14 protein-coding genes, 8 tRNA genes and 2 rRNA genes are annotated in these 20,663 nt (G+C 46.8%); 4 read left to right on the plus strand and 20 right to left on the minus strand.

Features of this window, described 5'->3' with window-relative positions; translation table 11 throughout:
* Nucleotides 1-168: 168 nt before the first annotated feature.
* The 10 genes from ACFVRY_RS18625 to ACFVRY_RS18670 form a co-directional block, all read right to left on the minus strand.
* Nucleotides 169-2,337, minus strand: a complete 2,169-nt coding sequence (locus tag ACFVRY_RS18625) for a glycosyl hydrolase family 95 catalytic domain-containing protein (RefSeq protein ID WP_387501761.1) — start codon at nucleotides 2,335-2,337, stop codon at nucleotides 169-171.
* Nucleotides 2,338-2,415: 78 nt separating this feature from the next.
* The gene (locus tag ACFVRY_RS18630; protein ID WP_387501762.1) at nucleotides 2,416-4,077 is read right to left on the minus strand and encodes an extracellular solute-binding protein; all 1,662 of its coding nucleotides are present in this window, start codon (nucleotides 4,075-4,077) and stop codon (nucleotides 2,416-2,418) included.
* Between the two features lie 122 nt (nucleotides 4,078-4,199).
* The gene (locus ACFVRY_RS18635) at nucleotides 4,200-5,090 is read right to left on the minus strand and encodes a carbohydrate ABC transporter permease (protein ID WP_387501763.1); all 891 of its coding nucleotides are present in this window, start codon (nucleotides 5,088-5,090) and stop codon (nucleotides 4,200-4,202) included.
* A gap of 13 nt (nucleotides 5,091-5,103) precedes the next feature.
* Nucleotides 5,104-5,910, minus strand: a complete 807-nt coding sequence (locus ACFVRY_RS18640; protein ID WP_387501764.1) for an ABC transporter permease — start codon at nucleotides 5,908-5,910, stop codon at nucleotides 5,104-5,106.
* 420 nt (nucleotides 5,911-6,330) lie between these two features.
* Entirely contained in the window at nucleotides 6,331-7,425 is a 1,095-nt protein-coding gene (locus ACFVRY_RS18645; protein ID WP_387501765.1) for a GntR family transcriptional regulator, read from the minus strand.
* 226 nt (nucleotides 7,426-7,651) lie between these two features.
* Nucleotides 7,652-10,162 carry a glycoside hydrolase family 38 N-terminal domain-containing protein gene (locus ACFVRY_RS18650; RefSeq protein ID WP_387501766.1) on the minus strand — a complete coding sequence of 837 codons (2,511 nt, stop codon included), beginning with the start codon at nucleotides 10,160-10,162 and terminating at the stop codon, nucleotides 7,652-7,654.
* Entirely contained in the window at nucleotides 10,159-11,151 is a 993-nt protein-coding gene (locus ACFVRY_RS18655) for an ROK family protein (protein WP_387501767.1), read from the minus strand. Before ACFVRY_RS18655 ends, ACFVRY_RS18650 begins: the two co-directional genes overlap by 4 nt.
* The gene (locus ACFVRY_RS18660; protein WP_387501768.1) at nucleotides 11,151-13,022 is read right to left on the minus strand and encodes a class I mannose-6-phosphate isomerase; all 1,872 of its coding nucleotides are present in this window, start codon (nucleotides 13,020-13,022) and stop codon (nucleotides 11,151-11,153) included. Before ACFVRY_RS18660 ends, ACFVRY_RS18655 begins: the two co-directional genes overlap by 1 nt.
* Before the next feature lie 95 nt (nucleotides 13,023-13,117).
* Nucleotides 13,118-14,044: an AraC family transcriptional regulator gene (locus ACFVRY_RS18665; protein WP_387501769.1), complete on the minus strand. Its 927-nt coding sequence runs from the start codon at nucleotides 14,042-14,044 to the stop codon at nucleotides 13,118-13,120.
* 78 nt (nucleotides 14,045-14,122) lie between these two features.
* Entirely contained in the window at nucleotides 14,123-14,491 is a 369-nt protein-coding gene (locus tag ACFVRY_RS18670; RefSeq protein WP_387501770.1) for a winged helix-turn-helix transcriptional regulator, read from the minus strand.
* Nucleotides 14,492-14,666: 175 nt separating this feature from the next.
* Between ACFVRY_RS18670 and ACFVRY_RS18675 the strand changes: the two genes are divergently transcribed.
* From ACFVRY_RS18675 to ACFVRY_RS18690, 4 genes are all read left to right on the plus strand, one after another.
* A complete protein-coding gene (locus ACFVRY_RS18675) occupies nucleotides 14,667-15,557 on the plus strand; it encodes an NmrA/HSCARG family protein (protein WP_387501772.1) in 891 nt (296 codons plus the stop codon).
* A gap of 176 nt (nucleotides 15,558-15,733) precedes the next feature.
* Nucleotides 15,734-16,315 (plus strand): TetR/AcrR family transcriptional regulator, encoded by a 582-nt coding sequence (locus tag ACFVRY_RS18680; protein ID WP_387501773.1) that lies wholly within the window; start codon nucleotides 15,734-15,736, stop codon nucleotides 16,313-16,315.
* 108 nt (nucleotides 16,316-16,423) lie between these two features.
* The gene (locus tag ACFVRY_RS18685) at nucleotides 16,424-17,794 is read left to right on the plus strand and encodes an MFS transporter (RefSeq protein WP_387501774.1); all 1,371 of its coding nucleotides are present in this window, start codon (nucleotides 16,424-16,426) and stop codon (nucleotides 17,792-17,794) included.
* A 412-nt stretch (nucleotides 17,795-18,206) separates the two neighbouring features.
* On the plus strand, nucleotides 18,207-18,659 hold the full coding sequence (locus tag ACFVRY_RS18690; protein ID WP_387501776.1) for an MDR/zinc-dependent alcohol dehydrogenase-like family protein: 453 nt from the start codon (nucleotides 18,207-18,209) through the stop codon (nucleotides 18,657-18,659).
* 129 nt (nucleotides 18,660-18,788) lie between these two features.
* Here the strand turns inward: ACFVRY_RS18690 and ACFVRY_RS18695 are convergent.
* From ACFVRY_RS18695 to ACFVRY_RS18740, 10 genes are all read right to left on the minus strand, one after another.
* Nucleotides 18,789-18,867: transfer RNA gene (locus ACFVRY_RS18695), tRNA-Leu, on the minus strand.
* Between the two features lie 18 nt (nucleotides 18,868-18,885).
* Nucleotides 18,886-18,962, minus strand: a tRNA-Arg gene (locus tag ACFVRY_RS18700).
* 4 nt (nucleotides 18,963-18,966) lie between these two features.
* Nucleotides 18,967-19,041 (minus strand) — tRNA-Gly (locus tag ACFVRY_RS18705).
* 36 nt (nucleotides 19,042-19,077) lie between these two features.
* Nucleotides 19,078-19,150, minus strand: a tRNA-Lys gene (locus tag ACFVRY_RS18710).
* A gap of 42 nt (nucleotides 19,151-19,192) precedes the next feature.
* Nucleotides 19,193-19,270: transfer RNA gene (locus ACFVRY_RS18715), tRNA-Asp, on the minus strand.
* Nucleotides 19,271-19,294: 24 nt separating this feature from the next.
* Nucleotides 19,295-19,371: transfer RNA gene (locus ACFVRY_RS18720), tRNA-Met, on the minus strand.
* A 42-nt stretch (nucleotides 19,372-19,413) separates the two neighbouring features.
* Nucleotides 19,414-19,489: transfer RNA gene (locus tag ACFVRY_RS18725), tRNA-Val, on the minus strand.
* Nucleotides 19,490-19,546: 57 nt separating this feature from the next.
* Nucleotides 19,547-19,621, minus strand: a tRNA-Glu gene (locus tag ACFVRY_RS18730).
* Nucleotides 19,622-20,305: 684 nt separating this feature from the next.
* Nucleotides 20,306-20,422 (minus strand): 5S ribosomal RNA (gene rrf, locus ACFVRY_RS18735).
* 146 nt (nucleotides 20,423-20,568) lie between these two features.
* A 23S ribosomal RNA gene (locus ACFVRY_RS18740) occupies nucleotides 20,569-20,663 on the minus strand; the annotation flags it as partial.

Below are 20,663 nucleotides of genomic sequence, written 5' to 3' on the forward strand. Positions count from 1 at the left end.
ATATACCGCTTCTATTGCTTGAAATCTGGAGACAGCGTATGCTTCCGATGCGAGCTTTCCTGCGGAAAGCTTTCAGGCGAACGCTTCGCTCCTACAGTTCCAAACTTCCCCCTCCGTTCCTCCTCGCTTTTTGTTACTTTCTTTTATCCATCTTATATAGTTTCATTTCTAATGCCCCAGCAGCCTATAAGACTTGCCGGCTTCTGTATTAAAAGAGATGATGTTTGCAGACAACTGCCACTCAACTTTCCTCGGCTGATCACCAGAACCATCTATTTCTACAATAGAGAACTCGCCGTTTGACCATGGATTCAAGATGCTGCAAGCTCTGCCCTTCTCACTTGTAAGGTCAATATGCGTTACCTTTCCTTCATACAACTCACTGGATACAAGAAATGCTCCAACGGCTCTCAGGTTGTGGAAACGGGCAGCCTTCTCCTGCGGCCACACCGGGAACAGCCTGAACACCTGCTCATGGCTTTGCAGCAGCATTTCGTTGATGGCCGAAGGCACTCCGCTACAGCATTCAATGCCTCCTCCGCCGAAGAAAATAAACAGATTCGGAAAGCTATGCTCCGTGCATTGACGGCGAAGCTCGCGAAGAATAGTCTCAGGCTCATAACCTACACGCGCTGCGGCTGTGAATATGGTTGGAAAGCCGTTATAATCCGTCCAGCGGTTCAACACCGTAATCGTGTCCTTGGCAATCTGGAGAAGCTGTGGATCTGAATCTAGACCTATCCCGCCAGCAGGCCAGATATGCTGGATAGCGAGCGTATTATCTCCCCACCACTTGTGGCCTTGCTCTGTTAAGCGGAATATCGTTTTCCCTTCGCGCTCAAACGTCGGATAATCGCTGATATGCTCCAAGATATGAGTCCACTTCTCATGACGATCCCCATCAAGCTGCAATTGCCCAGAAATATCGAGCAGCCCTTTGAATAGCATCCGAATAAGCGCTAATGAAAGAATAGGATTCATATCATCCAGGCCGCGGTCCCAATCCTCATTGTCATGCGACTCTGTATAGGTTCCGACTTCATGAATGGCATCACGGTAAATCACGTAACGGCCATCCTCGAAGGTCAGGTAATCCTCCCAGAAATTCGCCACCTCAATCATGAACGGGTACACGAAGCGGGCATATTCCAGGTCATACGTATAGTAAAACCGCATCAGCATGTTGACTGTACTTAGCGCCGAATTGCTCTTTTGCCCCAAAAACATGTGCCCGTTCTCATAAGGCGTATTACATAGTGCGGTAGGCAAACCTTTCGGGCCAATACCAACATCGTAATAAATCCCTCTGCATCCCAAGTACTCCTCCGCATACCGGCGACCGTTCACCATATACTCCAGCAGCGGTGTATCATACGGTTCACTCAGCTCAATGTGGTTGGACGAATACACGCCCCACCAAGGAGCTTGGTAATTGTAATTCAAATGATAATCTCCCGCCCATTCCGGGTTATCCGTCGTAATCCAATTGCCGAATAAACCCGGCGCGAACTTCTTGTTTCGGCTGCAGCAAGCCATAATATAATGGGAGCCATACCAGAATTTCTCCAGCAGTTCATCCCCGATTTCAATGGCAGACTTTGCCCAGAACCCGCTCCACCAGTTGGTGTGCTCTGAGCGCAAAGAAGCAATCCGCTTCTCGTCGATAAGACCCGCTCTGCTAATCGACTCCTGTAAGTAGTTGTCCCCATCATGGTTCGTCACCACGTAGGCAACGATATATTGTTTTGTTCCAGGCTGTAATTCAAAGGAATGACTCCCTGACGAACAGCGCATAGCAATAGCGCCTTCTGTTGCCCATTCGATGCCTTCACCGGTAAATTTACGTACCGCCCATGCCGTATTGCCATCCTGCCCCTGCTCCGTTTCCGAGCCATTTCCAGTCTGTACCCACAGATCCAGCGTAACGGAAACGGCTTGCTTTTCACTGCTCAGCTCCACGATTAACACATTTTCCAGGGCTGAAATCCATGAGGTCATCTTGACCGACGCTGCCGCTCCATGAAATGTCGATACAATAGTTGCTTCATCCAACCGCTGCTCGCTATAATACGAAGCATTTGCCAGAGCTGGCATATGAACATCAATCCCGCCGAGCAAGCACGGGCTACCATTCGAATACATCAGCTGCGCTTTCCAGAAATCGTTTTTCGAGATCCATATACGCTGCTGTTCAGGCTTTCCGCTAATCGTGACACCGAGATCGCCATTGCCAATAACCGGGCTATCGACGACCTTGTCTGAAGGAACCATTTTCGGAGGCTCCGTAAAAATCCCCTTATACTTTTCTACTCTTTGTTTCCATTCCACAGCTTCCATGTAAGGTTTCACCACCCGTTTTTAATGTTCAAAATCATGCCCGCCCCCTAGAAGGAACATAGCGGGCATGATCGTTAATTATTTATTCGCTGCACGTCTTTCTTCATATCTCTTTAGCGCATCGTCATAGATCTTAAGAACTTTATCGAGATCCCCTGTTTTCTTAATCTTAGCCTGGAAATCCGCCCATTTATCAAAGCTCTCTTTGCCATTCACGAATTTGTTCTGCATCTCTGCTACATACGTATTTACCGGCGACATGACTGAGGTGATCTGCTCGCGTTCATCATCTGTAAATTCAAGACTAGGCTCGAAAATCATTGGCGGCACGTAATCATTAGGGTACGGCATGTCTTGGAACGCGGTCTCCCATGGCTGTTCAACGAGTTTGCTATTTACGATACCGGAGTCCTTAGGTGCAAAATCGACGAACGCTCTTGTATCAATGGCCATTTGCAGACCAGGCCGGTAGGAACTGCTTGATCTCGTTCCGTATTTATCGCCTTCAATCCATGGATTCTCCGCATTTTTGATCGAATCTACAAAGGTTGGTTTGCCGCTGGCATCTTTAGTATAGGTCGTACCTTCGATCCCCCAAGTAATCAGGTTTATAATTTCCGGCTTATATTGCAAATCCAACAGCTTCATTAAATCCTTCACATGCTTTGCCTTCGGACTGACAACCATCACCGCACCCGAGCTAACCCCTACGGAGCTGAAGTCGTTCACACTTTGCCATGCTTTCCCGTATTTCGGATTATCGGGGAATAGGGAAATAACGAATTTCTCCCCTCCCGTTGATGCGCGATTCCAGTCACCAGGGAAGGTAAACCAATTGGACAGCAAAATGAAGTTCGTGCCGCTCATTGCTTTTTTCTTAATAGCATCGGTTTTATCCGAGAACACCTCAGGATCTAGCAGCTTATCCGCATACAGCTTATTGGCAAACTGCAGCGCTTCCTTATACGATTCTTCGAACGGTCCGTAAACATAATTTTTTCCGTTCCAATAGATGGACGTGCCTCCATTGTGGTTAGCATAAAAGAGTGGATCGAAGGAACCGCTTTGCGTATTCACCGGATAGGAGTTCGGATATTTCTCTTTTAACGTTTTTGCGGCTGCATACAGCTCATCTATCGTGCTTGGAATATTGATACTTTCCTTTTGAAAAATATCATATCGATAGGTTACCGGCGAGTATACGCCCATACCTTTATCTTTTGCTTGCCTTGGAAGGTCAATATTCCATAATCCATAGAACTGTCCATCTGAGCGGATCGCCTTGATTTTCCCATCGGTCGCTTGGTCGATTAAGCTCATATAGTTAGGCAGGAGGTCTTTATGCTCGCTCAGCTCCAGGAACGTGCCCTCTGTTTCATATTGCTTAAAGAGGTCTTTGCTCATGACCATGAACAAATCTGTCGTATCACCGCTCGCCAGCAGCAGCTTGGATTTCTCCTCGTATTCGCCAATCGGGATGTAATTATATTTAATGTCCAATTTCTTACCCGTTAGCGCTTCCATCTGTTTAATCCATTCCTTGTGCACCATAGAATCTTCTATTTTGGCACCAAAGGAAGGCAAGGTTACAGAAAATTTTAGCGTCCCAGCTTGCTCCGCAGTGTCACTGTTCCCCGAATTTGTGGAAGTAGCGTCAGAGCTGCATCCTGCCAAGATGGTTCCTATGCTTAATACACCTGCAAGCAATAAAGAAGATAATTTGAAGCGTTGTCTCATCATTACCCCTCCTGAAAACATAGTCATCTTTTTGTCTTTCATTAACAATTAAAGGGTACGTGCTATGCCGCTATGCTCAGGTCTCTTTTCTAATAACAACCACTCCTCTCAGCTGCCTCGGAAAATTAACCTTTAACAGCACCAATCATGACGCCTTTCACAAAATATTTTTGGAGGAACGGATAGATCACCATGATGGGGAACATCGCAATAACAACAATCGCCATTTGAATATTTTTCGCATTCACATTCATTTGTGCCAGCATCGCTTGCATGACTTCTGTTCCAGTTCCGGAATCGAAGGAAAGGGAGAATAAATATTTTCTTAGGATCAGCTGTAAAGGGTACTTATTCTCATCCTGAAGATATACCAGTGCTTCAAACCATCCATTCCAGCTCCCTACAATACCGAATAGTGCAAATGTCGCCAAAAGCGGCTTGGAGAGCGGCAAATAAATTTTGGTTAAGATTTGAATATCGTTAGCCCCATCAATAACAGCGGATTCGCGCAAATCGGCTGGTATGGATTGGTAAAAGGATCTGAACAAAAATACATTAAATGCAGATACACAGCCGGGGATAATCATGATCCAATAGGTATCAAGCAAATGAAGACTTCGTGCGAGCAAATAAGAAGGGATCAAGCCACCACTAAAGAACATCGTAATGACCAGAAAGATCGAAAGAAATTTTTTAGCCATGAAGTCCGGAAGCGTCAGCGGATACGCCATTAATGAGGTAAAAGTCAGCATGAACAAGGTGGACCCTAGTGCATATATAATGGAATGCGCGTAGCCCGAATACAGAAATGGGTCCTGAAAGATATATTTGTAACCGCCTACATTAAAACCCTTCGGAAAAATCGTAATATCGCCTCTAAGAATAGGCTCAGAACTACTTAAAGAAACTGCAATGACGTGCAAGAATGGATATAACATGACCACACATAGCAGCAGCATAAACAAAATATTGAACAAATCAAATATTTTAGAACCAACGCTTTCTTTACCTACCATGTCCGGTCGCCCCCTACCAAATACTTGTGTCTGATACTTTACGGCTTAACATGTTTGCTCCTATGAGCAAAATAAATGCGACCAAGGACTGGAAGAGCCCAATGGCGGTCGTATATTCAAATCTTGACCCCATAATCCCTTCACGATAAAGATAGGTCCCAATAACATCCGCAACCTCATAGGTGTCTGGGTTATACAGCATAAGGATTTTCTGAAAATCAGTACCCAAAATCCCGCTAAGGGACAAAATAAGCAAAATAATCGTCGTTGGTTTGATGTGCGGCCAGTTAATATTTCGCACCTTCTGCCAGCGATTTGCGCCGTCAATACTCGCAACATCATATAGTGTAGGATCAACACTGCTTAATGCCGCCAGGTACAAGATTGTACCGAAACCGATGCCCTGCCATATGTTTGAGCTGATAAAAATGGTCCTGAACCATTCAGGCTCTGACAGGAATACTATCGGATCGACGCCGAACCAACCGGCAATTTTGTTAAACAACCCTTCTCTCTCAGTAAAGGTCCGAAGAATACCCACAATAATGACCGTGGAAATAAAGTGCGGCAAATAAGAAATGGTCTGTACCGCTTTTTTGAATTTAGGAAACCTTAATTCGTTGAATAGCAAGGCCAGTATAATCGGGGCGGGAAATCCCCATAGCAAGGAGTAGATCCCTAACAATATCGTGTTCTTGAGCACCCGCATCGCCATCGGATCTTGGAAGAATAAAATGAAGTACTTAAACCCTACCCATTCACTGCCCCACATCCCGCGGACCGCACTATACTTTTTGAAGGCAATCTGTATCCCGTACATAGGAAAGTAACTAAACACCAGTACAACCAAAAAGCCGGGTAAAACCATTAAAAATAAATACCGTTGCTTCCAAAATCGTTTGAAAAACTTGTGTGAAGTTACCATCTCTGCTTTCCCCCTTCAAAAACTTGGCACCTAAAGCTTCTCTAGAAAAGTATTTGTTACCGCTTACAAACAAAGAATACAACCTTTGAATATCTGTGTCAATATATGATTTATATTTAGGATTTAATTAATACATAAAATGATACAGATGGTATATCAAAACTCTAATTTCACTGATTTCTATCCCAGTAAGAATCGAAAAAAGCGACCTCATTGAAAGTCCGAAATGGAATTTCAACAAAGCCGCTAATTAAATTTGTGCCAAATGTACATACGTTTGGATACAAGCTGGTCTTTCAAGATTTTAACAAACATTCATGGGCCTATCGAGCGAACAGTTTCTCCGATATAAATGTTCGATTTGCATACTTGTCCGTAAAACAACTGATCTTCATTGCCATCAATCATGTTCAGCAATAACCCGGCAGCACATTGTCCCATTTCATAAAAAGGCTGTGTAATCCCGGTTACATTTAGTTTGATCCTGCGGTTTAAATTTTCTGCATCATAAGTTACGAGCGATACATCCTCAGGTACGCGAACATTCAGATTCTGTAATGAACGAAGGGCAGCCTCGGCAATTTGATCATTCGCAGTGAATACAGCCGTGAACGACTTTTCTTTCATTTTTTGCTCTAAAAGTTCACAATAATCAGCAAATTCATCGGAGAAATCCTCATACTTGGTCGGAATCAACACTTCGAATTCATGTGAATACGGCAGTCCTGAGTCAACAAATGCCTGCTTAAAGCCCATAAGCCGTTCATTGATCGTGCTTATATTACTATTTTTAATAAACAATATTTCCTTATGTCCTTGTTCGATGAGCAGCTTGGTGAGGTTGTAAGCACCCGCAATATTATCGCTGGTTACATACGGAATGCTTGTGTTGTAGACCACCCGATCCAAGCTTATGTATTTGATCCCATGATCCTGAAGTAAGGAGAAGATCCGATTATTAATCTCCTCATGCCCTTCACTCATAAAGGGACTTAGGATCACCCCTTCTACCTTTCTTTCGACTGCGCCTCGTACGAGGGATTCCAGCTTTTCAAGATTTCGGTCATCACTTGAACTCAGCAGCTGATAGCCCCGTAAAAACAAGACATCTTCCACTCCCCGCAGTGCAGTCGCCCAGACCGGATTATCAATGCCGAACACAAAAGCAGCCACCAGACGCGTACCGCCTTGCACAATCTCCTTCTCTTTATTCATGAAGGTTCCTCTGCGGCTATCCCGGATAAGCCACCCTTCCTCCGTGAGCTCCTTGATCGCCTTTTCAATCGTATTCACACTAGACTCATAATATTGGGCGAACTCGCGGCTGGATGGCAGCCTGTAGCCCTCAGTCCACTCTCCGCTGATCAGTCTTTGCTTAATATCTTCTTTGATAACCGAGTACTTAGCCACAGCTTCATTCTCCTCATGTAATCTTATCATTCACTGTACCCTTCGTCCCAATCTGTGTCAAGTTTCTTGATACAAGAAAATAAAATCCACAACCTCGTGTGAAGTTGTGGATGGATATGAAGGCGATAAACCATGGAGAGAGGTCTCCATGGGACAGAAGGCCGAACAACGTATGTGAAAGACATTGATTGTATGCTAGATGATGTGCTGTGTGAGCATTATTACCTCAGTCACGAGACCGGGTCACAACAAATGGATCAATAAGTCCCTGCAGAGATGAGGCAATGCTAGCTGGAGGCATTTTATCGCCTGTAACAATGTAGAATTGGAACTCATAAAACCCGCCCAAGGTTGCTTTGAAATTCGTCTCCCAGTAGTTGGTCATGAGCCAGGCGTAGGTTTCCGGACTAGCCTCAGACTGCTGCTGGGTATGAACCTGCCTTGTGCCGTAATCTAGTGATCCCAATTGAATAAGCGGTGTATCTGGAGTCGCCAGCATCAGGGAACGCTCTTCATCCTGCCACGCGATACCTGCTTGTACGGCGGAGTAGTCCAGACAGCTTCCCGGAATTTGGTCTCTCCAAGGTCGTACGAGACCGCCGGGCTTATCCGCATATAAAGTCTCTTGCTTACTATCCCCAGCGGTAAACGGCAGCGCAAGATACACATTTTCCGGATTCCAGACACTGTCCTTATGGAAGCGGACGGAGATATCTACACGACTGGTCTTGGCGTATACCTTAAGGAACAAGGAGAAATAGGAGATCCCCTGCAATTGGTAGCGAAGCTCCAGCGTAGCATATAGCGGACCGTTATCCTGCTCTTTGACAGAGGCAAGCCGGCCTATCGACCGCTGCACACCCAGGCCTTTACGGTTACGTCCCATGCGTGACCGAATACCCCAGACCTCGGAGGCCTCTGATTCCGCAGCAGGAACCGTAACCTCATAAACCGGTGTAAAAGCACCATATTGTGCATCCGGCCGCAGCAATTCTTTTCCTGCCTCTTTATCGTACCATGAGGTAATGCCGCCTGTTTCCGACCATTTCAGAGAGAGAAAAGGGGACTCCAGACCATGCTGAGACCATGTGATTGGTGAAGCAGCCGCCCCTGCTGGCATAACATGATAAATATCGGCCATATCGTATACCCGGTCACTGCCGACAAGCTTCGTATTGGATACTGTTATCCCTGTGCTCGCAGACTTCTGCGGCAGCGGACGCAAGGTCAGCATACAGGTCTGCAGTCCCTTCAGCGTCAGATCTGTGATGATGATCTGCGGTTGGGATGATTGCATAGGCAATACTTCTCCAGTATCTTCACGGATGACCTCCACGCCACTGCGAAGCTCATCCGGCTCCCATGCCTCCAGCCTCAGCTGCACCAGCTCCGTGATTTCAAGCTCCGACGTATTCGTTACACGGAAGCGATATGGACGGCCAGGATATAATGTCGCTCCATTCTCAGCCAGCAGCACAGCATCCAGTGCACGATAAGCTAAACGGCTTGCTTCTGCGGCATGTGCCTGCTTGCGCACCTCCAGCATTTGTACATTTTTATGCCAGGGTTCATAAATGGAGGAATGATAGCCCCAGGTATGCTCTGCATACAGAACCAGTGCCTGCTCGACCGACTCCAGTTCTTGTTCACTGACATGCTTCCGCTGCGGATCGAGCTTTTCTACCTTGCGGAGCGTGCGCTGCGCGTCACGGTAAATCTGGGTATGCATCGGTGTGGAGCTGACGCCATCTGTCCACCAATCCGGCCAATCTCCTGCATGAACAGGCAGCTCATCTAGTCCTTCCTGCTTCAAGCGCTCGAAAAATTGACTCAAGCTGACCATTTCAATGGAAATCTGCTCACCGTGCTGACGATTCCATTGTCCAATCCATTCAATGATTGCACTGTTCGGCGCTCCATTGTCCGTTGGCAGTCCAGATAGCATGACAGGTACGAACGGATACGGATACTGTTCCGCCTCCAATTGGGTGAGATAGCGATGAATACGGATATTAGCAATCTGATCGTGAATCTCCCCCGGCTCAACGAGCTTATGATTGAACTCGTCACGGATCATATATTTGCCAAGCGCTCCCGGGCATAGCCCGAGTTCGTTGCCAAACATGTAATGCTCACCGTTCCATACCAAGAGCCGCTCTCCACTGAGAGACTCCCACCAGAACGGGAGCTGCTTACGTCCAAGCGGATACATGCCGTGATGAGTATGAATGCAGCTGAATAAATGCTGGATACCATTTTGCAGCAGGCTGTCGGCATATCCCCAGCTATAACCGTTAATATCTGCCGTCATCGCGCTATCCACCTGATGTCCGATCGAACGGGCATAGGCTTGCGCTTTGCTATGAATTTTGCTTAGCAGATCGTAATCCGGCAGCTCGGTCATATTGAGGTATGTACCGGATAATTCAATATCGCCCCGCTGAACGGCCTCGGCAAAATCCTGCTGCTCATCCGCACTGGCCTGCTGTAAAAACTGCTCCACTGCCCAGAAGGTCTCACACGTCCAGCGGAATCCATCCCAATCGGGGTTAGTCCCGTTATGAGCATCTTGGACAATACGCAGGGCCTGGCGAATAAAATCGACATGGTATTGTTCAATTTTCTCCTGCCGCTCGGTGTAGCCCAAATCCGTGTGAGAATGGTGAATCGCGTAAATGGTCCACTTGCGTGCAGGCAGCGGAATTGAGCTCTGCTCTAATTGTTGTTGAAGGTTCATCCTGAGAACTCCTTTACGTTATGAATGGTATCAAATAGTTGATGAATGCCATAGAACACTTGCCCCAGCACATCGTTCTCATAATAAAGCTCTGCCTGCTCCGGCTTCAGTGCGCTCAGCAAGCTGTCTGCAAATAAGTCTCGGCTTTTGGCAATTTGTCCGCCAAGAACAAGCTTGTCGGGCTGAAAGGCAGCTACATAAGGACGAAGCATGTGACCAAGCCGCTGGCCATATATCTCCCAGACCTTGATTGCGAAAGGATCTCCTGCTTGGGCAGCAAAAGCCAGATTCTGCACACTGTCATTACTTGAACGGACCTGAAGACTATCTGCCAGCGACAAAATCCCTCTGCTGCCGAATACATCATCAACTCGTTCTCCGTCAAATTTCTCTTCATACAACATGCCCGTGGCCGGTACGCCTGATCTGCCGGTGACCACTTTCCGCTTCTCAATAAAGGTAGATCCAAGCCCCGTTCCCAGCGTCAGACATAGCATTTTGTCCTCCGGGAACAATCTGCTGACGCCAAGGGAGAACAGCACGGCATCATTGCCCAGTCGGATAGGGGCCGCAGCCAGCTCGGGCAACCATGGCATTGATGAATTAAGCTCCGCACGCCGGGTTAATTCATCCCGCAGCAGTGCTTGCAAATTAAGGCCGTAAATGGATTCATATTTATTGAGCCCACGAATACGTGAAATACTTGATTCATATTCGAAAGGTCCCGGAAAGGCAAGTCCGATTACAAATCCGGCCGGATGTTCGTCGATACCTTGCTGCGCTATATAGGCCGCCGATAGTTCCAGAATAAGATCTGCCAGACCGCCGACGATCTGTTCCGGAGTTCCATTTGAATATGATGGCCGAATGAAAGAAAGCTCAGGCAGAAGAATGTCGTTCTTAAGGACACCCGCCTTCAAATACGTTCCTCCAGCATCGATTGCAATGGTCGTCATTAAGCCGGTCTGCAGTAAGACCCCAGGCTCCATTACGCTTCACCACCCTGCCAATGATGGGGCAGCAGCGGAGTATGCCAATCTGGAGAGACCTGAGCAACGATTAAGCTGCATGTTGTGTCACCTATGGGTTCAATCCGGAATTCCCCCACTGCGGCGGGAACAATGTAAGACTCCGCATATCCCCATTCCACAGCGGCTTCTTCATTGTTCAGCGGCGTAAGACGAACGCGATTGCCTTCGACCAGATTGAACATGAGAAATTGACCGTTCGTATCGCCATACCATGCGCCATTCAGCTTTAATCTTTTGACCTGGAACAGCAAGTCTTCACGCTCTCCTAGCAATTCCTCGCTACTATTGCCCTGTACGCGAGTAATGACAGGAGATGGCACCAGATGCTTATTCACATAACGCGTATTGAAGCTGTCATTCATATTGCGGCTTGCATGGTCGCGGTTAATAGGCCGCGGCAAGCCGTCTTTGTCCAGACGCAAGTGGTCGTAGATCTTGAAGGTAAACCACCAGGTGGTAGATGAGATTTCCAGCACGAGGTTGCCTCTGCCCGCGTAATGAACAGCTCCAGGTGGAATAAGAAACAAATCGCCTTTGTGAGCATCCAGCACGTTCACATATTGCCCTACTTCTAGCGGCTCTCGCGAGACATGAGCGTTATCTACTGCTTCAAGCAATTGCTCTCCGGTTGTTCCTTCAGTAAAACCAAGGGCTACAAAAGGAGTTGCCCCTTCCCCTTGCTCCATGATGTAATAGGACTCCTGCTGGGTCATCCTCTCATTGAAGGTTTCCTCAATATAGGCTTGGCGGGGATGAACCTGTAAAGATAGATTGTCGCCCCCAATCGTATCCAGATAATCGAAGCGGATCGGGAAATAATCTCCGAACAGCTGGACATTCCGCTCCCCCATAATTTGCTCTGGATGGGCTGACAGCAGCAGCGGGAACGGTAGCTCCAACGTATGGCCGTAGGCTTCAATCAGCAGCGTATTTTCCGGTGCGATCGGCTCAAAGCTCCAGGCACAGTTATCCCATTCTTCCGGCAATTGACATAGCTTCTTCAAATACTGCCCGCCCCAAATGCCCGGAGCAAAGAAAGGCTTCACGCGGATCGGCTGCTGTACCGCGGCTTGCATGAGAGCACGCAGCAGCGGAAGCGTAAGAAACGTCGGCTGATCAGGATCATTCATATCCATGTAATAGTCAAAATCATTCAGATAGCGCTTACGGTATTGCTCCCATACCGGCCATTCCAGGAACAGCGCTTGTTTATACGTCTCTACTGGATCTACACATTGCCCGAGTTGCAGCGCACCCATTCCTTGCCGGTGAAGCTGCTGTTGGTTCTCTCGTGAAATATCACAAAATATAGATAGTGAGGCATCCGAAGAGAGGTAGCCTGCGCCTGGTCCATACGTAATAATCATCGTACGAGGACCATTCCCCTCTAAGGATTCCAAGGATGGATGAAGCTTTTCGGCAACATCAATCTGCCAATCTGCTTGCGCCTGCGCTCTGAAGTAATCTTTAAAATCGACATCTGAAGCAATAAATCCAAATGCGCGGTTATCCGTCAAATAACGGTCAAACGTCGTGAATAGCTCTGCACTGCTTTTCATATACCGCGTACTATCGAGCTCAATATATGCAATGTTCTCTTGACTACATAAAGCTTGCAGCTGCTCAAGGATTGTCGTAAATGCTGCGCCATGGGTACCATCAATGACTAAATGATATGTCTTGGAATTGTGTTGTTTAAAAATGTCCTTTATTAGCGGAAGCCATGCCTCATAGCCCGTCCCGATATCGGACTGCACTGGCTCATGACATTGCAGCCTTACTGGATTAACCGGAACCGAATTAAAGGATCGAACTTTATTTACTTCCATTGCTGCTGCCTCCCAACTTGTAATCAATGCATGTTCACATTGTATAAATTGTTGAGGGCAGCGTCTTTAAAGGAAAGGGCACTATTTTTGTACAATCAGGACATGTTCGGAGGATAATGATTTTTGCCGGAGCGGCCTTCGGAGAATTGCGAACGGCGAAATTTGGCAGGGGATACGCCAAGCTCGCGGGTAAAAACACGGGTAAAATAATGCACGGATTGAAAGCCGCATTGTAGCGCAATGTCCTTAATGGGTACATAATTATTTAGCAGAAGCTGCGATGCATGCTGCATCCGGCGCTCCTGAATATAATGCACGAAGGACTGACTGAGGTGCTCCTGAAATAATCGGGTCAAATGCCGGGAAGAGATATGCAGATGACTCGCGACGGTTGCAAGCGTAAGCTCATTGCTTAAATTATCGTCGATGAACCGCTTGGCCTGGCTAAATAAAGCATGCCCTGGAGAAATCGGTTGTTGAACATTTTCACCCGTGGTAAGTGTCAAGCCATGCAATTCTGGGAAGGACAACAGCAGCGAGTACGCGACCTTTTCCAGGGCCAGCGGAATGGTTGAGTCTGAACTTGCACACAACGCTATTAACGCCTGCCACAAATATCCTGTCGAAGAGGAGTCGGTCCCGCTGACAACACTGTTTCCTCGTTCAGCAAGCTGTCGATACACTTCGAGATAAAACGGCTCTGTTAGCGATTCATCTATTTCAAATGCGACATAGCATAATGTTAATCCGGAAGTGCTTCGAATCTGGTGCCATACGCCAGGCGTCGACAGAAACGCCGTTCCTTTTACTAGATCATACTCCCTGTCGTGTTCATAGTAGCTCCCCTCTCCGTCCATCACATAGCAAGCTTCAAAAAAAGAATGACGGTGGAGGGAATTATCGAAATGAGCCGGCATGAATCCCCAATATAGAATAGTTATGGACAAGCCGGTACCTTGAATTTTGGTAGCATGTCGGTTGCATATAGCATTGGCCCTTCGGAAGCTGGATTGGATCGACATATTCATCCCTCCTTTGTTCGCTCCCATTGTATACTGCCCTCTTCATGAAATACAAGGTAACCATTTCACGGATCTCTCTTAATTTGTGCAACAACGATACTCACGACCATCAACGAGCTGTGGATGTTCCCCCCAGTTTTCACCCCATTTGCGCATTTGGGCAAGCACGGGTATATACTCCTGTCCCTTATCTGTTAGCGAGTACTCAACGGTTACTGGTACGGTAGGAAACACCTGGCGATTGATGACTTTATATTGCTCCAAATGACGCAGGACATCCGTTAAAGACTTGATGCTGATGTTATCTAAATTTCTTCGCATTTGATTAAATCGTTGCGGCCCCAGACTTAGTAAGGAAAGCACCAAAAAAGACCATTTTCCGCGAACAACCTCCAAAGCTTCACGAATAGAGACGAGGCATAGTTCGTCCCCTTTGCGTACTTCCATTAAAATCACTCCTAACTAAAATATAGGTAGTATACTTTATGAAGTTATATATAAATAATGTGTCTCCTTTAAATTATATAGTTAATATTTTAAGATAACAACAGGACTTATTTAACTGCTATGGTTTAGCTTAAGCAGAGATAGTCTAATAAAGCTTAGAGAGGAACATAGTGATATGAGCGATAAAAAGATATTGGTTTTGGGAGCAACCGGACAACAAGGAGGAGCGGCCGTTAGGCATTTAATCGCCAATGGCTGGAAGGTTCGTGCATTTGTTCGCGATTTATCAAGCGATAAGGCCCTGAAACTGTCCCAATTGGGAGCCGAGCTTTTCTTAGGTGACATGAACGATCTTGCTTCGCTCGATGCCGCTATGCAGGGGGTTTATGGCGTATTCAGTGTTCAGGCGTCGAGCTGGACTCCTACTCTCGAAGCCAACGACGATGAAAGACGTATTGGAAAGGCTGTAGCAGACGCTGCCCTAAAGGCAAACATCCAGCACTTCGTTTATACCTCTGTTGGCGGTGCTGATGCGCAATCCCGATATCGCGACATGCAGAAATGGGATATTGAGCAGTATATTCTTTCACTTGATTTGCCGGCTACCATATTGCGTCCCGCCACCTTCATGGAAAACTTCGTAGACCCGATGTCTGCCGGCGTGCAGAACGAAACGATCGCACAACCCTTCAAGCCAGATGGTGTGATCCCACTCGTAGCTGTGGACGACATCGGCGCTTTCGTCGTGTTAGCACTCAGATCCCCAGACGACTATTTGGGCAGAACTGTTGAAATTGCCGGTGACAATTTAACCCCCTTGCAGATTGCCGATGCTATAGGTCGTATAACCAATCGTACTATTCCTTACGTTCAAGTTCCGCTGGAAACGTTGCGCCAGCATAATGAAATCTTGGCCGGCGTGTTTCAATGGTTAAACGAAGAAGGTCACGAGGTCGATATTTCTGCTGTGCGCAAGGCATTACCGGAACTTACGGATTTCAACACCTGGGTGGAGAAGCAAGGAAAAGCGAAGTTTGAGGCATTATTTCTTCCAGAACGTTCATGAAATTGTTAATCAAGAAACTGGCCCATAAGTAAATCCCAACTGTATGAGACAGTGTGCTCCACTATTACTGAAAAAAGCGCGAGGAACAGGGTCATTTCACCCCTATTCCTCGCTTTTTTTGGATCATCCTCGCTTAAGTTATTGACTATGCATTCCATAATGATTATGATGTACCCATGAGCAGACCAAGAGAATTTGATTATGATACCGTGTTGCACGCCGCAATAGACATTTTTAGGGAATATGGCTATAACGCTTCATCGTATGACATTCTAACGAAAGGAACCAAACTGAACAAACAGAGCCTCTATGGCGCCTTCGGTGATAAGAAATCTTTATTTAACAAGTCGCTGTCATTATACAACGCTGAGTTTCTGGAAAGGTTTCAGGAATTACTAAGTCATGGTACGACTGCACTGGAGACGCTCCGCTATTGGCAACTGCATTTTCTTCCCTCCCATTGCGAACACAATTACGGCTGTATGATTGTAAATTCAGCGCTAGAGTTGCAGAACTCCGAATCCAGTAGTGTCAAAACAGAGTTTGACCATATGTTCCAGCGGATGAAAGAGATGCTTGAAGTCGTCATCTTAAAAGGGCAGCAAGAAGGATCCGTTATTCTGAAGCTTTCCAGTGAACAGATCTCTACCCATCTGGCAAATACCATCATTGGGATGAGAGTTATGATGCGTTCCGGCGCTTCCAATGAGCAACTGCAAAGCCAATTGGATACGGCAATTGAAATGCTTTTAATTTAATTCACCTCTCATGCAGAGGTTTTTTTACCGCAATTTATTGACCGCGCATTCCATAATTAATCGTGAAACGTAGTTTTCTTAATTTTATAGAAAAGGGTGTCATGTAAAATGTACAATCGTTCCCATAAAATCATACTGTTCATCACTTGTATCACGGTGTTCATGGCTAGTCTGGATGTTTTTATAGTCAATGTAGCCTTGAACAATATCGGTCGATCCATCGGCCAGGGCTCGTTGTTCAATCTGAGCTGGGTGCTTAACGGTTATGCCATTTTCTATGCTGCACTGTTAGTTCCTGCCGGGAAACTGGCCGACCGTTACGGACAAAAGCGCGGGTTCGTCTGGGGGATAGCACTATTTACAGCTTCCAGTCTGGGCGCAGCACTAAGCGGCAGTCTGTGGCTCCTCGTCATGTTCCGGTGCCTCCAGGCCGCCGGGGGTGCAATGCTAACGCCGAGCGGTCTGGGTCTGCTACTAACAAACATTCCCGAGGAACACAAAAAACGTGCTGTCCGGATTTGGGCCAGCAGTGGCTCACTCGCCGCTGCAGCGGGTCCGGCGGTTGGAGGCTTTCTACTGGAGCTCTCTTGGGAGTGGATTTTTGTGGTCAACATCCCTATTGGCATTCTGACCTTCCTGGCTGCGCTCCGTTATATTCCAAAAGATAAGCCGAAACAGGCTTCGCGGCTTCCGGATCTTTGGGGAGGTCTCCTGTTAATCATTACTATCGGCTCACTGTCACTCGGGCTCGACAAAGGTCCTGATTGGGGGTGGGGCAATGTCTACACCTGGGGTAGCTTTATCGTATTTGCAGTGGCTCTACTGTGGTTCATTCTACAATCTCGTCGGCATCCCTTTCCGATTATTGAGTTTTCCTTATTTCGCAGCAGACCTTTCACCAGGTCCAGCATAGGTGTCGCTCTGATTAATGCGGCATTTGCGCTTGAGCTGTTATCTGTCATTATGTACCTGCAAAATGTGTGGAACTGGTCTACACTGGCTACTGGTCTTGCTCTTACCCTTGGTCCTTGTTTAGTATGGCCTTCTGCCACACTTGCTCAACGTCTTTCGAGGCACATTCAGATCAATAGAATCGCAGCAATCGGCAACCTGTTGATCGGTGCAGGACCGCTGTTGTTTATCTTGTTCGCGCAGGCCACACCGAACTACTGGCTACAAATTTTGCCGGGGTGGCTGGTAATAGGTATTGGCTATGGATTCGCTTTACCTATTATGATCTCTTCAGCTACCTCTGACCTGCCCCGGGAGCAGGCATCGACCGGCAGCGCAGTGGTGAACATGTCTCGGCAGATTGGTTCTGTTCTCGGAACAACACTGCTGGTCATCGCCCTGAGTACCTCATCAGCACCCGTCCTTGGGACTTTCCGTAATGGATGGTGGATCGCCGTCGTTCTCTCCCTGTGGGGGGCGGTCGCCGCACTGGGCATTTTGCCCAAGGTGGAAAAACCGCAGATATAGTGCAAGCATTTTGATAGAATATTGAATGTACAAAAAAACCGTTCCTTTCGTAAATGGTTGAGTATTCCTCCATTTGCTAAGAAACGGTTTCTTTTTTATAAAAGAACTCATTTACGATCCAAGAAGCCGAAGCACCGAAAGCACAACCTTGGGAAGCTATCGTACAGGTAAAAGCATTCTCACTTAATTGCGGCGAGGTTAGCTTAGCGATTAAGCGTCAGGATAACAGCAGACCCCGCTGGGACTTTTACGGCATATTGCTGCAAGAAGCAATTAACGGCATTGGGCCTAAAAAGGAGGTCACGTAGTAGATTTATTGCTTACAAAGGGAGCATAGGCAAAACAAATAGCGGTTCCCGCCGTCACTCTAACTGAAATTCCCGACGAGCTTATCTTTGAACAAGCCGCTACATTGCCTGTCGCTGATCTGTCAGCTCTATACGCTCTACGCAAAGGGGATTGCTGCTCCAGCAAACAAGTGCTGATCACAGGTTCAACCGGGGGCGTCGAATCATTCGCTAATCAATTGGCCGCCTTGTCGCGTGCCTATTCGATTGAAGTTGCCCGTTCCGAATCAAAGACAGAGCAAGTTAGAACTTTTGGGGCAAATGAAATTCTTGTCGAGGATGACATAACAAAAGCTATTTCCGCTAATGGACCTTACGACTTCATCATTGATTCTGTTGGCGGTGATACGCTCGCCGCTTTATTCCCTCAGTTAATTCCCCAAGGTATTTGCGTTCCACTGGGGCATTTTTCATCGGAAACTACAACTTTGAATATTCTCGGCTTGGGTGAGATTGACGCAGTCGCACATCAATTGATAGAACGCCAATTTACAGGCAAAGCAGTACTTACGATCTAGAGTTACCAACCAGCTGAAGCCATTATAGCGTACAGTTCGTAGGTTTCTTTTGCACATGATATTCCTGGAGTTTACACTTATAAATAAAAGAGTACATTAGATATAATATCTAATGTACTCTTTACTTGATACCGGTGAGAGGACTCGAACCTCCACGGTTTCCCTCTCGATTTTGAGTCGAGCGCGTCTGCCATTCCGCCACACCGGCATATTCAATTTTAAAAAATGGCGCGCCCTGAGAGATTCGAACTCCCGGCCTTTTGATTCGTAGTCAAACGCTCTATCCAGCTGAGCTAAGGGCGCAAATTGGAGCGGACGACGGGAATCGAACCCGCGACCCTCGCCTTGGCAAGGCGATGCTCTACCGCTGAGCCACGTCCGCAAACAGTAATTTTCATTCGGCACACTTTAAATAAAGTGAGCCATGAAGGACTCGAACCTTCGACACCCTGATTAAAAGTCAGGTGCTCTACCAACTGAGCTAATGGCTCATACTTGCAAAATACAACTTCTCAACTTTAAAGCAGAAAAGATGGCGGAACCGACGGGATTCGAACCCGCGATCTCCTGCGTGACAGGCAGGCATGTTAGGCCAACTACACCACGGTTCCAGGAATATTTGCATGAATGAAAATTGGTTGCGGGGGCAGGATTTGAACCTGCGGCCTTCGGGTTATGAGCCCGACGAGCTACCGGGCTGCTCCACCCCGCGTCATTAAAAAGTATTAACTTGTTTCCTAAAAGCAAAGTTGCATGGTGGAGGCTGAGGGGATCGAACCCCCGACCCTCTGCTTGTAAGGCAGATGCTCTCCCAGCTGAGCTAAGCCTCCATGTGATAAGCAACTTTTATACTATATCACAATCATTTAGATTATGCAAGTTTTTTTTGGTGACCCGTAGGGGATTCGAACCCCTGTTACCTCCGTGAAAGGGAGGTGTCTTAACCCCTTGACCAACGGGCCATATCATCATTCGCTGTTGTGACAACAAAAAATATCTTATCATACATTTTATATTATAGCAACAACTTTTTCAAAAAATATTTAATATAGCGTTTTAAGCAATAATACATGAGCCAAGACTGCGTTCTAAATACTGCAAGAACACCTCAGATCTGTCGTTGGATCTCCCTGTGATTACGCTTAGCAATCGGTGTAATGCCCCCTTACAAGCTCATAGCCGCTTATAGAGCTTCTATTAAGTCATATGCCACATGATACCGTGATATCGGCATAGCGCTCACTAATGCTCTATGAACATGCTGGACAGGTCAGGAGGGGTTCTCCTCCCCCTCTAACGCAATCGCTGTAACAAGATCTCTAGGGTAAGGAAGTAAACAATATAACATGCTGCTGTCCATCTGTTTTTCAAAATCTCATGAGAGTACTCCAGACTTAGCAAGGCTTTGTTAGCAATAATCGTGCCTACACATCCAGAGGCAAAATATAATAGCACAGAATAATTAAACCTGCACCAAATCGTTGATCCCGAAGGTCACTTTTGGGGTATTAATCATGTGCTATTTAAGGGTATTCTACGTTTCCCTTGACCATAAACCCAGAAATCTAAATTTATCTTGAGAACAAGTCTCTAATTACTTTGAAATAAATAAAAGACCACTGTTGAAAATTCAACAGTGGTCTAGTGCTTGGCGGCGTCCTACTCTCCCAGGACCCTTCGGTCCAAGTACCATCGGCGCTGGAGGGCTTAACGGTCGTGTTCGGGATGGGTACGCGTGGAACCCCTCCGCCATCGCCACCAAACGGGCATTTGCGGTACAAATGCATTATACAGGTCTCAGCATCGCCAAATGCTGAACACAAGTTTTCGAAATATAAGCCACTAGGACTCCATCTCTTATTACTTGATTCCTGAAAACTGAATCCGAAACGAATCTGCGTTCTACATATAGGATAAGCCCTCGACCGATTAGTATTGGTCAGCTCCATGCATTACTGCACTTCCACCTCCAACCTATCTACCTCGTCGTCTTCAAGGGGTCTT

It is taken from the genome of Paenibacillus sp. NPDC057934, from assembly GCF_042887565.1.
Taxonomy (GTDB): Bacteria; Bacillota; Bacilli; order Paenibacillales; family Paenibacillaceae; genus Paenibacillus_AQ.